This is a genomic window from Halobiforma nitratireducens JCM 10879, from assembly GCF_000337895.1.
Lineage (GTDB): Archaea > Halobacteriota > Halobacteria > Halobacteriales > Natrialbaceae > Natronobacterium > Natronobacterium nitratireducens.
This window is the reverse complement of the sequence record NZ_AOMA01000099.1, coordinates 1-16,006: the sequence shown is the minus strand read 5'-3', so window position 1 is coordinate 16,006 and position 16,006 is coordinate 1. Positions and strand designations below refer to the sequence as shown.

Here is a 16,006-nt window from a genome sequence, read left to right as displayed (position 1 = left end):
ACCGTCAGGACCGTCATTATCGCACGAACGGAGTCCGTCGACAGGGAAGGTCCGTCATTATTGCACGAACGGAGTCCGTCGACAGGGAAGGTCCGTCATTATTGCACGAACGGAGTCCATCGGCAGGGACGACCTACGAGCGTGACGACGCAGCAGGCGACCAGTCAGTATCCAAGGGAGAACACCCAGTTGACGAACAAGGCCACGAGGACGAGCGCGAGCAGCCCGCCGAGCACGGCGAATGCGACGCCCCAGCCGAACACGTCGGCCAGGAGGCCAGTGCAAACCGAGCCGAGCGCGCCGATGAAGCCGTAGACCGTGCGAACGAGGCCGAAGCCGGCTCCACGCTCTGCATCGCCCAACACGTCCATGAACCGGGGGAGCAGCGCCGCGCCCCAGCCGAGACCGGTCCCGATCAGAAGCACCGCGGCACCGAGCGCGATGGAACCGGGCACCGCCACGAGCAAGCCGAACCCGATGGACCCGAGGATCATACAGCCACCCGTCGCCAGGTCCCGCCCGTACCGGTCCGACACCGCGCCCACGCCGACCTGCGTGACTGCCTGGACGACGAAGTAGCCGCCGAAGACGAGAGACGCAAGCTCCGGCGACTGCTCGCGGTGTTCCATGAGAAACGTCGGCAGGAACGACGCCGTCGCCTGCCAGACGAACGCCGCGAGGATCGAGAGCACGATCGGGAACGCGATCTTCGGTCTGGAGAGCAACTCGAGGACGGGCTCGAGCTCGAGGCGATCGCGGACCCGCTCGTCGGGACGCTGTGGTTCGGTGGGCTGGACACGCCAGCCAAACAGCAGGAAGACGGGAACGGCGACAGCAGCGCCGACGGCGATGGCGGGACGCCAGCCGTACTGGACTGCGATCCAGGCGGCGATCGGCGGCGCGATCAGCCCGGCGAGGGGGCCGCCACCATTGTGGACGCCGATCGCGGTCCCGATCTCGTCGTAGGTACGGGTGAGGAGGGTAGTTGCGACGCTGTAGTGGAGGCCGGCGACCCCGCCCAGCAGGATCGTACCGAGCAGGAACACCCAGAACAGCGGAGCGATCGCGAGGAAGACGCTCGCCGCCGCAGTGCCGCCGACGGCGACGAGGATCACGATCCGTTCGCCGTACCGATCCGCGAGCAACCCACTGGGGAACTGCGAGAGGAAGTAGGCCATCCACATTCCCGTCAGCGCGATCCCGATCACCGAGTTCGAGACGCCGAACTCGTCGGTGACCATCGGCACGACCGGGCTGATCACCAGCCGGCCGACCATCGTCGCGAAGAACGCGAGCGTACACAGTGCGAGGACGGTCTCCCGGTAGCGCCAGTTCATCGTCGATCGTCGTCACCCTCGAGTCGTACTGAAGTCGGCGAGTTCGTCGATATCATTACCGTAGCAGTTCACTTTCCCGTCGACAGCCCCGGCGTATGAGGGTATTGATCCCGGCAGAGGACGCTCAGTGGGACTTGCGAACGGACGACACTCACGGACGGTAGGTCTCGAGAGAAATTCGTTCCGCGAGACGACGCCGCGTTCCCGCGACGGTTCACGGGACCGATTCGGCGTTAAGGCTCCTCGAGTACCCGACCGGTCGCTTCGAAGGCGTCCCCGTCGTACTCGATTGTCCGCGTTTCCCCCTCGTCGAAGTCCAGCGAGCGAAGCGCCGTGCTTCGGTCCGTCTCGAGACGAACCTCCTCGACACCTTCTTCGAAAAGCGAAAGCGTGTTCCGGAACGCCCGGAACGGCCGCCGCGGAAGCTGTTCTTCGATGAGTCGTTCTTCGGCGCTAGACGTACGCGTCACTGTGACCGTCGATGGCCGACGGGCGTCCTCGTAGTTCGGGAGCCGAACGACGACGGTGTCGCCGTCGCGATCGATCTCGGCGTCCGGCTCGGGACCGATCGAGAGGGTCGGCGCGTCGACCTCGAACATCGCCGCGTGCGTTTCGTCCTCGAGGCTGTAGCCGACGGTGTAGGCGTAGCGACCGCCGCCGAGGTGACCGACGGTACGGCCCTGTCGGCCGACTGGCTCGCCGTGATAGAGGACCAGTTCGGTCTCGTCGCTCTCACCCGGTGTCACAGCGGCGAGCGGTAGCGGAAACTCCCACGGATAGACGGGAATCCACGCGTCGTCGACCAGTTTGTAGAGCCGCCAGCGGTACGGGTTCCCGCTCATCGATTCCCGGGCACGGTTGACCAGTTCGAACTCGATTCGACCCGGTGTATCGACCGTTTCGGCATCCGCACGCAGGAACGTCTCCGTCCGCTGGCCGGCGTCGTGATACCACTCGGTCTTCGTATCGGGGATCGACGGCACGTCCGCGCCGGCAAAGCGCGATTCGTCGGTCGGTCCCGGCGTCTCGGTCGGCCAGACGGCGATCGAGAACCCGTTGTCCCGCCACGAGAACCGATACGTGCCCGCGTCGATCGGCGGTTCGCTGCGGTCGTGATGACCGACGACGGCGAACTCGAGGACGACCCTCTCTTCAGCCCCGAGAGTGATCGACTTCGGGTACCAGTCATCGCGAACGCTCTCGACGCGCCAGCGCCCGTCCGCGTCGCGCTCGAGGGCCGGAACCGTCTCCGCGAGTTCGTTGTCGGCGGTCGGCACGAGATAGATCGTGTTTCGGTCGTCGTCGCGACCGCTGGCCGGATCGTCGAGGACGAGAAGTCGCCGTGGTCTGAACGTCTGGGCGAAGGGCTTTCGATTCTCGAGGACGGCCCCCAGCCGTGCGGGCGACTCGGCCGTTGCCGGTGCCACGAAGTCCAGTACGACCGAGAGCCGATCCGCCGTCGAGAGACGGCCATCGACGACCGCGGCCGACAGCGGCGCGGTCTCGAAGTCGACGACGGATGGGTCCGACTCGGGGGACAGCGGGTCGAACTCGTCCGGTCGGTCCAGGTCGTCGTCGGTAGACGGTTCAGTGTTGGTTCCATCGTCGTCCGTTTCGTTCGCCGGGTCGTCGTCGACCAGCGCGGTACAACCGGCGAGGAGGGGCGCACTTCCCGAGAGGGCTGTGAGGAACGGGCGGCGTTCCATAGTCGAGACTGCTCGAGGAGTCCTCATAAGTCTTCAGGAGAGTTATACGTCTCCCGTCGGTCGACAACGGCTTCGAGGATCGCGCTCCGCGAACGCACCGTTTTTGCGTGTGTCCTCAGTAGACCCCCGTATGGACCTTACCCACCGTCCCCGACGACTCCGGCAGGACCGGGTTCGCGGGCTCGTCAGCGAAACCAGCCTCGAGCCCACCGACCTCATCGCACCGGTGTTCGTCGACGCGACGACCGACGAGCGGGTACCGATCGAGTCGATGCCCGGTCACGAGCGCGTCCCGCTCGAGGATGCCGTCGCTCGCGTCGAGGAAGTTCGCGAGACCGGCGTCGAGGCGGTCATGCTGTTCGGTGTCCCCGAAACGAAAGACGTCGACGGAACCCGCGCGTGGGCCGAGGACGGAGTCGTCCAGGAAGCGACGCGTCGGATCAGCCGGGAGACAGACGCCTACGTCGTCACCGACGTCTGTCTCTGTGAGTACACCGACCACGGCCACTGCGGGACCCTCGAGTCGGGCTTGCAAGAGACGGGCGAGGGAAGCGACGACGGCGATGGCAACGGGGACGGTCACTTACCGGGCAACGGACACTCGCTGCCGGACGAACCCTCGATCACCGTCGACAACGACGCCACCCTCGAGTCGCTCCGAAAGATCGCGGTCTCACACGCCGACGCGGGCGCGGACATGGTCGCCCCGAGCGGGATGATAGACGGGATGGTCGGCGCGATTCGCGAGGCGCTGGACGATGCGGACCACGAACACGTCCCGATCATGAGCTACGCCGCAAAGTACGAGAGCGCCTTCTACGGCCCGTTCCGCGACGCTGCCGACGGTGCACCCGCCTTCGGCGATCGCCGGCACTACCAGATGGACCCGGCGAACCGACGGGAGGCAGTCCGTGAGGTGAGCCACGACGTCGAGCAGGGTGCCGACGTGTTGATGGTCAAACCCGCGCTCCCGTACCTCGATATCGTCGCCGACGTCCGCCGGGAGTTCGACCACCCCGTTGCTGCCTACAACGTTTCCGGCGAGTACGCGATGTTACACGCCGCCGCGGAAAAGGGATGGCTCGACCTCGAGGCGGTCGCGCTCGAGTCGCTGCTGTCGATCAAGCGGGCTGGTGCGGATCTGATCCTGACCTATTTCGCGGAGGACGTAGCGAGCGAACTCGCGTAGCGTGTGGGAGACAGAGACAGGTCATCGCCGGAATTCATCGAAAACGAACGGCCGAGTTTACGAAATACAGGAGAAAACCACGGCCAACTACTGTGTAGCCGTGGGAGACGGTCAGGGCGACTGTTGCTCGACGCAGTACTGGTACTGGTTGGCGTAGTGGAACTCGTACTGGCCGGCGAAGTTCTGCAGGTCCGGCATGGAACGGATGATCTCCTCACAGTCGACATCTTCCCGGCACTCCTGGACCTCGGGGGCCGTCATCACCGCGTCCGCGTCCGCTTCCGTGTCCATCCCGTCGTCGACGACCGGGTCGCTCGGTTCGTAGATACAGGTTTCACCCGGAGCACCGCTGTTCGTACACTCGAGGTCGGTCGCCGCGGCCGCCGACGTACCGACCACGAGAAGGACGAACCCGAGGACGACGACTCCTGTGACCGTGAACGCGTACGTTCGTTTCAGATCGAACACCTCGATACTATCGTCAGACAAAGATCAGTTATAGATTATGTTCTAGTACTGTGAAAGTCACTAGATCACATGAATCGACGCCGCGTCAACGGCGTCACGACGTGTAACCGAACGAATCACCCACAGAGCCGCCGGTCGATGGGATCGGAACCGAACGACCCCACTGTGTGGACGGCGATCCGCACGTTTGCCCAGTTAGCCGAGAAGAGCGGTGATCGAAGCCCAGCGGTCGCCGCGCACAGGCCGAATCGGTCGGGAAACCGGTTCCGTCCGCGCACGAACGTGCTCGATCGTCCTCACGAGACGATCGTGGTGTTGACAGACGACCAGTTCCCAACGGACGGAAGCTACCGATCCTCACGGAGAAGCCATTATATAGATTAAACCTCCTTTAAATTCGAACGGATCAACCTATTACCACCACATTATCGACGAACATCAACGCTTACCCTTATATTATACCCAGTCGTCCCGTAGGAACGTGACTCGAGCAACAAGCGTTGCACTGATCCCGATGTTAGCGAACAAAAGACCGAACTCTGACGACGAGTTTTCCGATCTAGATCTGACTCCGACTTCGACCGCAGCGACGGAGGTGACCGAATGATCGAGCCGCCCCTTCTCGAGGTGAGTTCGAGCGACCTCGAGTCGCTCGCGACGGGGATGAACCTGATGTGGGCGCTGACCGTGACGTTCCTGATTTTCTTCATGCACGCCGGGTTCGCGATGCTCGAGGCGGGCCAGGTTCGCTCGAAGAACGTGGCGAACCAGTTGACCAAGAACATGCTGACCTGGGCGGTCGGGATCGGCGTGTTCTTCGTGATCGGAATGGGAATCTCGAACAACGTCGGCGCGGCCCTGGCTGGCGGCGAATCGACGCCGCTGACGATGTTCGGCGAGGGATCGTTCGACTGGGTGATGTGGCTGTTCAGTGCGGTCTTCGCGATGACGGCCGCGACGATCGTCTCCGGGGCCGTCGCCGGACGGGCCAAGCTCCGTGCGTACGTGGCCTACACGTTTCTGCTGGCGGCGGTCATCTACCCTGTCGTCGCCGGACTCGTCTGGTACGCACCGGGCGCTGACGCGCCGTTGCTGGATGCGTTCGGCTTCGCCGACTTCGCAGGCGGGATGGTCGTCCACGGCGTGGGCGGCGTCGCTGGCCTTACTGCGGCCTGGATACTCGGAGCGCGCATCGACAAGTACGCCGACGATGGCAGCGTCAACGTCCTTCCCGGACACTCGCTGACCTTTGCCGTGCTGGGGACGTTGATCCTCTGTTTCGGCTGGTTCGGCTTCAACGTCGGCACCGCAGCGACGGTCGTCGACCCCGGCTCCTTCGAGTTGGCCGACTTCGACTACGTCGGCAGCGTCGCGATGGTCACCGCACTCGGGATGGGACTGGGTGCGGTCGGCGCGTCGGCAGTCTCGATCGTCACGATCGGGAAGGTGGATACCCTGTACGTCGCCAACGGTATGCTCGCCGGGCTGGTCGGCGTCACCGGACCGACCGATCTCATCACGCCGATGGGGGCGATCGCGATCGGCTTCCTCGCCGGTGCACAGCTCCCGCTCGTCTTCCGGTTCGTCGAGCAGTACCTGAAGATCGACGACGTCTGTGCGGTGTTTCCCGTCCACGGTAGCGCGGGGATGCTCGGACTGATTCTCTACCCGCTGTGGTCGATCGAGGGAACCGCGATCGGCGGCGGGCTCGTCGCGGGCGGGCTCCTCTCGATCGAAGCGGGCGCGTTCGTCCCACAGATCGTCGGCGTCGCCGTCCTCACGGTCTGGACGGTCGTCACGACGGCAGCCATCTGGGGCGCGTTCAAAGCGGCCGGACAGGCCCGCGTCACGCCCGAACACGAACGCGACGGGCTGGACCTCGCTGAACACGGCGTCGACACGTACCCCGAGTTCGGCAAACCGGACGTCGCGACCGACGGTGGAACCGCCGGTCACGGCAGTGACGGGGACTCGAGCGTCCTCCGTGCCGATGGAGGCGAACCGAACGACGGCGAGATCAAAATGGTCACGGCGATCGTTCGCCCGGACCGTCTGAGCGCCGTCAAGACAGAGCTTGCCCAGATCGGCGCGCCATCGTTGACGGTCACGAACGTCTCCGGACGGGGCTCCCAGCCCGCGAAGAAAGGCCAGTGGCGCGGAGAAGAGTACACCGTCGATCTCCACCAGAAAGCCAAAATCGAGTGCGTCGTCGCCGACGTGCCGGCAGCGGACGTCATCACGGCCGTCCGCGAAGCGGCGAACACGGGCGAGCCGGGTGACGGGAAAATCTTCGTCCAGACGATCGAAGACGCCTGTCAGATACGGACCGGCAAGCGCGGACGGGAGGCCGTCTGAGCTCGCTGTCCCTGCCCAACGAGGTCGATACTCGGGACCGACGCGAACGCGACCGGAACGAATTCGGACCGAGAATACCAGTACTGTTATCAATTTTTGCTGTGATATCGGGACGAATGAGCGAACGGGACGGACCGTCGACGGTAGCATACGAGGAAGACCCATCGAGTGGGGACGAGCGTGATTCAGCGGACGGCCGGTCGAGCCCCGGTGGAAGTCCAGGCTCGGGATCGCGTTCGGCCTCGAGTGTGGAGCTGCCGTTGCTCGAGGACGAGGAGGTGATCGTCGACACGCGGCCGACGTGGTGGGCCTGGGCTGTCCACCTCGCGATCGCGGGACTGTTCGCGCTACTCGGCGTCGCGATCGCCACACAGGACCTGGCTGTCGGGTTCTTCGTTCTCGTCCTCGCCGCCGCCGTCGGGGGGTACGCGTGGTACCGGCGCAACCGCGTCCGGTATCTCGTGACCGATCGCCGGATCGTGGTGATCGCCGGCTTTTCGACGAAAACGACGAGCGAAACGTGGGTGGAAGACGTACGGGGCCTTCGAACGAAAACGACCGCCTTCAGTCGCAACCAGGGGTACGGGACGATCTCGGTCTCTCACGCCATCTCGTCGGGGAGTTTCGGCTGGGGGAACGGGCTTCGACTCCGCGGGGTTCCCGAGTTCGAGTCGGTCGCAGCGGCGATCCGACGACAGCAGTCACGCCGGAAGTAGAGCGGACAGTAGACCACTGCGCGCGTGGGTGGCGGTGAGGGGACGATCGTGATGCCCGACGACCAGCGACGACCCGCAAACGGCGAAGGGGCAAGCGACGGTCCGGCGGCGAACACGTTCGCCACATCACCGGAGCGACACAGGAGAACCTCGGTACTACTTTGCCGTCCGCTCCCCAAAGGTCGCGTATGCACGACGACAACTCCCGGGAGTTGTACGACAGGGCGCTGTCGGTCATGCCCGGCGGCGTCAACTCGGCGGTTCGCGCGGCGATCGAACCTTATCCGTTTTTCGTCCAGAAAGGTAACGGGGGACACGTCATCGACGCCGACGGCAACCGCTACGTCGACTGGGTGATGGGACTCGGGCCGCTGCTGCTTGGCCACGACCTCCCCGAACCCGTCCGGGCCGGCATCCAGCGGAAGGCAAGCGAAGGTCCGATGTACGGTACCCCGACGGAGATCGAAGTCGATCTCGCGGAGTTCGTCGTTCGACACGTCCCGAGCGTCGAGAAGATCCGCTTTGTCAACTCGGGGACGGAGGCGACGACCTCCGCCGTCCGGCTCGCTCGCGGCTACACCGGCCGGAACAAGATCGTCGTCAACCAGGGCGGCTATCACGGTGCCCAGGAGTCGACGCTCGTCGAGGGCGACCACGAGAACCCGGCACCCTCCTCGGCCGGCGTCCCGCAGTCATTCGCCGAACACACCCTTCCCGTCCCGTTCAACGACCAAGAGGCAGTCCGCGAGGTCTTCGAAGAACACGGCGACGACATCGCAGCCGTTATGACCGAACCCATCCTCGGCAACTACGGCATCGTCCATCCCGAGGACGGCTACCACGAGTTCCTCCGGGAGATCACTGAGGAGCACGGCTCCCTGCTGATCTTCGACGAGGTTATCACCGGCTTCCGCGTGGGTGGGCTCGGCTGTGCCCAAAGCGAGTTCGGCGTCACCCCCGACATCACCACCTTCGGCAAGATCGTCGGCGGCGGCTTCCCCGTCGGCGCGATCGGCGGCCGCGCCGAACTCATCGAGCAGTTTGCCCCCTCCGGTCCGGTCTTCCAGGCCGGCACCTTCTCCGGCCATCCCGTCACGATGGCCGCCGGTCTCGAGACGCTCAAATTCGCGGCCGCAAACGACGTCTACGACCACGTCAACGAACTGGGTGACCGGCTCCGTCGCGGTCTGACCGAGATCGTCGCCGACCAGGCCCCCGAGTACACCGTTACCGGCACCGACAGCATGTTCAAGGTGATCTTCACCCGTAACGGGCCCGGAACGAACGCCCTCGAGGAGCAGTGCGAGGGCGGCTGCCGGCAGGACCCGACCTGCTCGCGGTACGATCACTGTCCGAAGGACGCAAGCGATGTCAAAAACGCCGACACGGACCGCTGGCGGCGAATCTTCTGGGGGCAGATGAAAGAGCAGGGCGTGTTCCTCTCCCAGAACCAGTTCGAGTGTCAGTTCGTGAGCTACAGCCACACCGACGAGGACGTCGAGAAAACGCTCGAGGCGTACAAAGAGGCGCTGTAACGTCTCTTCTCGCCCGCATCGGCTATCCTCCCAGCCCACGGGACAAGGGGACGGACTCGAGACGACTCGCCGAGCAACGACACGTCGCTCGATGGCGACGGACCGACGACTGAAAGGTCCCAGATGCGAACACACGTCGACGAGATCGGCTGGGCGCGGCTCGCAGAGCGTCTGTGTTATCTCTTTCCACCGGTCGTCGGAGTCGGCATCGTCGGCGTGTTGCAGGACCTAGAGCCCGGCGTGCCCGGGCTCCGAACCGGTCTGCTTCTTGTGGGTACCCTCGGCTACACCGTTCTGACGTTCGGAGTCGCGACGACGCTGTTTTTCGACGCCCGTCGGATTCGACGGCAACCGGGTGCAGGAGCCAACTGGCAGCCACGACCGTGGCTCAACACCGCGTTCGCACTGGTCTGGGCACCTGCTGCTGGCGTCGTCTACCTGGCGAGGCGACACCGCCGGTTCGGCACGCCGGCCGGCCGGTCGGGCTGGTGGGCCGTCGTCGCGCTCTCGTTCGCGACGACGCTTTTCGGCTTCGCCGCGGCGACCGTTGGGGTCGTCCTGTCGATTCCCGGTCTCTTGACTACCGGAGTCGGGGTCGCGGGCGCGGTCGCGTTCGGCGCGTTCCCCGTCGCGATCCACCGGGACGCTGCCTACGTCTGTCTCGCAGGCGAGTCGTGGCGACCCAACCCCGGCGTCTACCTCGCGCTCGCTTTCGTGTCGCTGTCGGTTCCGCCCGCACAGCCGCTGCTTGCAGGGTACTACCTCTACAGGCGTCGAGTCGCCATCGGGGTCCCCTGAAGTGTTCGACGTCGAGACTCGACTCCCCCTGTCCGGAAAGCACATGTTGGACCCGAACGAGGTCACGCTCGATGGCCGAAGACGACGGCTCCACTCCCTCCCGCCGACAGCCGCCCCGAGACCCTGGGTCGGACGGCCGACGGGAGCCAGCGACCGGCGAACCGCTCGAAAAACACGTCGAAACGTCCCGTGACGGGCGGTCGGTGTTTGGCATCGCCGTCGAGGAAGCGGTCGAAGTCTGTCATCTCGAGGGGCTCATGGCCCTCGAAGACGCCCTCGAGAACGAATTGGACTCCTCGCTCGAGGGGGTACGGCCGGACCTCCGCTATGCCTCCGGACGGTTCGAGTTGACAGTCAAACTGCGGACCGCGATCGACAGCGACGGAACCGTCGTGAGTCGCCCGGTCCACGAGTTCGAGGAGGTCGTCGCGGCGACCCCACGGTCGGTGACCGTAACGGCCGTCGTCGACGGGGACGAGCGCGAGTGTCACCACGAGATCGAGGTCGAACGCGTGGTCGAACGAAAGGGCTGAGACGGGTTACTGTAGTGACTTACCGGCGATCACCAGAGCGGGATCGGCGGTCGCCGGTAAATAGACCGGGTCACTTCACGCGTGCGACCTTCGAGTCAGCCGAATCCACGGCCGAACGTGTTGGTGAAAAGGTACCTGTGGGATGGCGTTTCACTTCCGGCTGTAGGCCCACGACTCGAGAGGAAGCCAAACGAAACGACGAACGATGGGCGGAGCGATGAGCGACAAACGCCCGAGAGCGCGCGTATCGACCGGTCAAAAACCAGAAACCGAGACGAAAAGCCACGTCCGGCACTCGCGGGCCGGAACCGACGGCCGCGATACCGCCGTTCGACGACGCGTCGGTCGCGACGCGAACGGCGGCAGGTAAGCGTGCGCTTTTCATACCCGAGGGGACGACTACAGCCCATGAGAACGCGCGGGACGCTGCGACTGGCGACACGGGGGTCGACGCTCGCCCGACGACAGGCCGGGCTCGTCAAAGAGGCCCTCGAAGACCGACGGTACGAGGTCGAACTCGTCACCGTCGAAACGACTGGCGACCAGATCAGAGACGAACTCATCCACCGGCTGGGGAAGACGGGGGCGTTCGTCCGCGAACTCGACCAGCGCGTCCTCGAGGGCGAGCTCGACGGCGCGATCCACTCGATGAAGGACATGCCGACCGAACAGCCCGACGAACTCGTCACGGCGGCCGTCCCCGAACGTGGGACCCCCGGCGACGTGCTCGTCACGCCCGACGGCGCGACGCTCGACGAACTCCCGGATGGAGCGACCGTCGGCACTTCGAGCCTGCGCCGGCGCGCACAACTGCTCTCACAGCGGCCCGACCTCGAGGTGGAGCCGCTACGGGGCAACGTCGACACGCGACTCGAGAAGTTGCTTGCACCCACACTGCAGGAACAACACCAGCAGCGCTCGGAAGCGGACAAAGAGCGGAAAGCGAACACCGGTGACGACGACTTCGAGCCCGAGTACGACCGCACCGTCGACGAGTGGTTCGACGATCTCTCGGAACTCGAGCGCCAGGCGCTCGGCCGGGAAGTCGAAACCGAGTACGACGCGATCGTCCTCGCGGGCGCGGGCCTCGAGCGCAGCGGGCTGGCTCACTACGTCGACTACCGTGAGCTGCCGACAGAGACGTTCGTCCCGGCACCCGGCCAGGGTGCCCTCGCGGTGACCGCGACCGACGGCGAGACGGCCCGGAACATTCGCGAGGCGATCGATCATCCGCGCAGTCGCGTCGAGACGACGGTCGAGCGGACGCTGCTGGCGGAGCTTGGCGGCGGCTGCATCGCCCCGATCGGCATCTACGCGATCGTCCAGGGCGAATACGTCCACGCGTCGGTCACCGTCTTTGACCGCGACGGCGAGGAGTCGGTCGTGGCGAGCCGTGACCTACCGGTCGAACGCCACGCGGACGCCGCACGGGAGTTCGCCGCCGATCTCGCCGACCGCGGCGCGGCGAAGCTCATCGCGGACGCACGGAAAGAAGCAGAGAGCGACGACGACAGCGACACCGATCCACCCGAACCGGAGGGGAAATGAGATGGGAATTAACTACCACGGAGGCGAACCGAACCCCGGAACCGTCTACCTCGTCGGGAGCGGTCCCGGCGACCCCGGGCTACTGACGGTCAAAGCGAAACGACTCCTCGAGCGGGCCGACATCGTCTTACACGACAAACTCCCCGGCCCCCAGATCATCGAGGACCTCCCGGAGGAGCGCCGTATCGACGTAGGGAAACGAGCACACGGCGACCGGACCCCACAATCGGAGATCAACGAGCGACTGGTCGAACTCGCCCGAGAGGGGAAAAGCGTCGTCCGGCTCAAGGGCGGCGACTCGTTCGTCTTCGGCCGCGGCGGCGAGGAGGCCGAGTATCTGGCCGAGCACGGTATCCCCTTCGAGGTCGTCCCGGCAGTCACCTCCGCGGTCGCCGCGCCGGCCGTCGCCGGCATCCCCGTGACCCACCGGGACCACGCCTCGTCGGTCTCGTTCGTGACCGGTCACGAGGACCCGACCAAGGACGACTCCGCGGTCGACTGGGACGCGCTCGCGGACGCAGGCGGGACGATCGTCGTGCTGATGGGCGTCACCCGACTTCCCCAGTACGTCTCGGCGCTGCGTGACGGCGGACTGGACCGCGAGACGCCGGCCGCACTCGTCGAACGCGGTACCTGGACCGGACAGCGGGTCGCGACCGGCACCCTCGAGACGATCGTCGAGGCTCGCGACGAGGTCGGCATCGAACCGCCAGCCGTGACGGTGATCGGCGGCGTCGCCGCTACCCGCGAGTCCGTCGTCGAGTTCCTCGAGAACGAATCCGTCGCCGACCGCGAAGATCGATCGGAATCCGAAACCGACGCCGTCACCCCGGACGTATCCGACTCGTAATGGTAGCGCACGCTGACGCCGACACACCGACGGTAGCCGCGTTTCGCCCCGACGACGAGCGCATCGAGGACGCCGTCGACCGTCTCGAGTCGCTCGGAGCCAAACCGGTACCGGACCCGATGCTCGCCATCGAACCGACCGGCGAGACGCCCCGTACCGACGCCGACTACGTCGTGTTGACGAGCAAGACCGGCGTCGAACTCGTCGCCGACACCGGCTGGGAGCCCGGGGACGCGACGCTCGTCGCGATCGGCCCCTCGACTGCTGGCGTGCTCCGGGACGCGGGCTACGAGGTCGACATCGTTCCCGAGGAGTACACCTCGAGCGGGATCGTCGCCGCGCTCGCGGATCGCGGTATCGACGACGCTCGGATCGAAATCGCCCGCAGCGACCACGGGAGCGACGTTCTCCCCGATGGCCTCGCGGACGCTGGTGCGTCCGTTCACGAAACCGTTCTCTATCGACTCGTCCGTCCTGACGGCAGCGGCCAGTCGGCCGAGCTGGCTGCCGCCGGCGATCTCGACGGCCTCTGTTTTACGTCACCGCTGACCGTCGAGCACTTCCTCGAAGCGGCAACGGCCCGCGGACTGGAATCGGAGACGCGCGCGGGACTCGAGAACGCAGTCGTCGGCGTCATCGGTGATCCGACCGCGGAGGCGGCCGCCGACTGCGGTCTGCCGGTCGACCTCGTCGCGAGCGAAGCGACGTTCGAGACGCTGGCCCAGGAGACCGTCGAGGCAGCGACCGAGACCGGCGGCGACCGGTAAGCGACGATCCGTCAGCCGAGCCGCCGGGACAGCGTCGGCCGTCCCGCCGGAACGACTCGTAGCGTCGCCCGGACAGGCTCGAACGCGACGCGCTCGGTCGCCTCTCGAGACGCACACACCGTGCGATAGCCCGGCGATCGAAACCGCAGCCGACACCACCCGTTCCCACCGGTTCGAGCGACGATCGATCCGCTTTCGACGACTGCATCCGCGATCGGCCGCCCGAGTTCGTCGGTGACGCGGACACGGAACGGCTCGCCGACCGTCGGCTCCCGGTTAGGGGTCGCGAGTAGGAGCGATCGAACGATCCGCATACTGGGTCGGACGACGGCCCACAGCAAAAACCACCGCCCGACGAGTCGCGACACTGACCGATCTCTGCCGGGCGACCGGTTCCGCAAGTTTATGCCGGAAGCCGCCTCACAATCGACCGATGGCAGGGCCGATTCCCGACCTCGAGGAGCGGGCGACCCGCTGTGCGCGGCGACTGTGTGAGGCCGATCGCGTGTTGCTTGCCTCCCACATCGACGCCGACGGGCTGACCAGCGCCGCGATCGCCTCACAAGCACTCGAGCGTGCGGGCATCCCCTTCGAGACGGTCTTCGAGAAGCAACTCGACGAGGAGGCGATCGCCGGCATCGCGGCGACCGACTACGAGACCGTCCTCTTTACCGACTTCGGGAGCGGCCAGCTCGACGTCATCGGCGAGTACGAGGACGCGGGCGCGTTCACACCAGTCATCGCGGATCACCACCAGCCCGCCGATCGCGATACCGAGTACCACCTGAATCCCCTCCTGTTCGGGATCGATGGGGCCTCGGAACTGTCGGGTGCCGGCGCGAGTTACGTCCTCGCGCGAGCGCTCGCCGACGTAGCCGAAGCCGAAATCAGAGAGGGCGTCTCGGCCGACGGCGGGACGCCGACGGCTGCCGGCGAGGCCACCGCGACACGCGACAACCGCGACCTCGCCGCCCTCGCCGTCGTCGGTGCGGTCGGGGACATGCAAGCGTCGGGTGGCGAACTCCACGGCGCGAACGAGCGGATCGTCGAAGAAGGCGTCGCGGCCGGCGTCCTCGAGACCGGCAAAGACCTCGCACTCTATGGCAAACAGACCCGTCCGCTGCCGAAACTGCTCGAGTACGCCACGGACGTACAGATCCCCGGAATCTCGGGCGACGAAGCCGGCTCCCTGCGATTCCTCGAAGACCTCGACCTCGAGTTGCGACGCGAGGACGGCGAGTGGCGACGGTGGTCCGGACTGACGAACGAGGAGAAACAGACCGTCGCCAGCGCGCTCGTCAAACGAGCCGTCTCGCGGGGGGTTCCCGCGAAAAAGATCGATCAACTCGTCGGCACGAGTTACGTCCTCAGCGAGGAGCCGGTCGGCACCGAACTCCGGGATGCAAGCGAGTTCTCGACGCTTCTGAACGCTACCGCCCGGTACGAACGCGCCGACGTCGGTCTCGGGGTCTGTCTCGGGAACAGGGAGGGTGCACTCGAGCGGGCCCGCAAACTCCTTCGGAACCACCGGCGAAACCTCTCGGAGGGGATCGATCTGGTCACCCGGGAAGGGGTCACCCACGAGGACAACCTCCAGTGGTTCCACGCGGACGACCGAATCCGAGAGACCATCGTCGGTATCGTCGCGGGGATGGCGATGGGCAACGACGGGATCAGTCGCTCGAAACCGATCGTCGCGTTCGCCGAGAAAAACGACGAGGAAATCAAGGTCTCGGCCCGTGGCACCCACGGACTCGTTCGCAGCGGGCTGGACCTCTCGACAGTGATGACCGACGCCTCGCAGGCCGTCGACGGCGACGGCGGCGGCCACGACGTCGCGGCCGGAGCGACCGTCCCCAAAGGCCGCGAGTCCGAGTTCGTCGAACGCGCCGACGAACTCGTCGGCGACCAGCTCTCGTAGCACGCTCGAGCACGCTTTCCGGTTCCATTCTTGGCACTCCCCCAGTGCGTACCCGTTTCAGTCGACCAGGACGCCGCTAACTCGAGAGACGCCGCCGCTTCGGACGACGATCCCTGCCCCGTTTCTCGGCTTCCGAGCGACTCCGCTCTCGAGTCGGTCGTGCCGTTTCCCGACTGATTCCAACGTACAATCAGGTGCTTTGTTGAATAGCTGCTGAATGAGGGTTAGAGTGGCTCACAGAGCTTTTCTATGTTGATGATGGCGAACATGAGGACGATTTCAC

At 65.7% G+C, this 16,006-nt stretch carries 14 protein-coding genes; 10 read left to right on the top strand and 4 right to left on the bottom strand.

Going from position 1 to position 16,006, the window contains the following annotated elements; genetic code table 11:
• Positions 1-164: 164 nt before the first annotated feature.
• Together C446_RS09905 and C446_RS09900 are read right to left on the bottom strand one after the other, a co-directional pair.
• Positions 165-1,337, bottom strand: a complete 1,173-nt coding sequence (locus tag C446_RS09905; protein ID WP_006672955.1) for an MFS transporter — start codon at positions 1,335-1,337, stop codon at positions 165-167.
• Between the two features lie 233 nt (positions 1,338-1,570).
• Entirely contained in the window at positions 1,571-3,043 is a 1,473-nt protein-coding gene (locus C446_RS09900; RefSeq protein WP_006672954.1) for an aminomethyltransferase family protein, read from the bottom strand.
• Between the two features lie 130 nt (positions 3,044-3,173).
• Here C446_RS09900 and hemB point away from each other — a divergent pair, with 130 nt between their 5' ends.
• A complete protein-coding gene (hemB, locus tag C446_RS09895) occupies positions 3,174-4,232 on the top strand; it encodes a porphobilinogen synthase (RefSeq protein WP_006672953.1) in 1,059 nt (352 codons plus the stop codon).
• A gap of 111 nt (positions 4,233-4,343) precedes the next feature.
• On the opposite strand, the gene C446_RS09890 is transcribed toward hemB, so the two are convergent.
• A complete protein-coding gene (locus C446_RS09890) occupies positions 4,344-4,721 on the bottom strand; it encodes a hypothetical protein (RefSeq protein WP_152419420.1) in 378 nt (125 codons plus the stop codon).
• A 582-nt stretch (positions 4,722-5,303) separates the two neighbouring features.
• On the opposite strand from C446_RS09890, the gene C446_RS09880 reads away from it, so the two are divergent.
• The 8 genes from C446_RS09880 to C446_RS09845 all read left to right on the top strand — a co-directional run bounded on the left by C446_RS09880 (position 5,304) and on the right by C446_RS09845 (position 13,802).
• Entirely contained in the window at positions 5,304-7,055 is a 1,752-nt protein-coding gene (locus C446_RS09880) for an ammonium transporter (RefSeq protein WP_006672950.1), read from the top strand.
• A gap of 116 nt (positions 7,056-7,171) precedes the next feature.
• The gene (locus C446_RS09875; protein ID WP_049920143.1) at positions 7,172-7,771 is read left to right on the top strand and encodes a PH domain-containing protein; all 600 of its coding nucleotides are present in this window, start codon (positions 7,172-7,174) and stop codon (positions 7,769-7,771) included.
• Positions 7,772-7,959: 188 nt separating this feature from the next.
• Positions 7,960-9,306 (top strand): glutamate-1-semialdehyde 2,1-aminomutase, encoded by a 1,347-nt coding sequence (hemL, locus tag C446_RS09870; RefSeq protein ID WP_006672948.1) that lies wholly within the window; start codon positions 7,960-7,962, stop codon positions 9,304-9,306.
• Between the two features lie 123 nt (positions 9,307-9,429).
• A complete protein-coding gene (locus C446_RS09865) occupies positions 9,430-10,104 on the top strand; it encodes a hypothetical protein (protein ID WP_006672947.1) in 675 nt (224 codons plus the stop codon).
• A gap of 71 nt (positions 10,105-10,175) precedes the next feature.
• Positions 10,176-10,637 (top strand): hypothetical protein, encoded by a 462-nt coding sequence (locus C446_RS09860; RefSeq protein ID WP_006672946.1) that lies wholly within the window; start codon positions 10,176-10,178, stop codon positions 10,635-10,637.
• A gap of 408 nt (positions 10,638-11,045) precedes the next feature.
• A complete protein-coding gene (hemC, locus tag C446_RS09855; protein ID WP_006672944.1) occupies positions 11,046-12,185 on the top strand; it encodes a hydroxymethylbilane synthase in 1,140 nt (379 codons plus the stop codon).
• Between the two features lies 1 nt (position 12,186).
• A complete protein-coding gene (cobA, locus tag C446_RS09850) occupies positions 12,187-13,035 on the top strand; it encodes a uroporphyrinogen-III C-methyltransferase (protein ID WP_006672943.1) in 849 nt (282 codons plus the stop codon).
• Positions 13,035-13,802, top strand: a complete 768-nt coding sequence (locus C446_RS09845; protein WP_006672942.1) for a uroporphyrinogen-III synthase — start codon at positions 13,035-13,037, stop codon at positions 13,800-13,802. Before cobA ends, C446_RS09845 begins: the two co-directional genes overlap by 1 nt.
• 11 nt (positions 13,803-13,813) lie before the next feature.
• On the opposite strand, the gene C446_RS09840 is transcribed toward C446_RS09845, so the two are convergent.
• On the bottom strand, positions 13,814-14,116 hold the full coding sequence (locus C446_RS09840) for a hypothetical protein (RefSeq protein ID WP_049920142.1): 303 nt from the start codon (positions 14,114-14,116) through the stop codon (positions 13,814-13,816).
• Between the two features lie 119 nt (positions 14,117-14,235).
• Here C446_RS09840 and C446_RS09835 point away from each other — a divergent pair, with 119 nt between their 5' ends.
• Positions 14,236-15,723, top strand: coding sequence for a single-stranded-DNA-specific exonuclease RecJ (locus C446_RS09835; protein WP_006672940.1), 1,488 nt, complete (start codon positions 14,236-14,238; stop codon positions 15,721-15,723).
• Positions 15,724-16,006 lie beyond the last annotated feature (283 nt).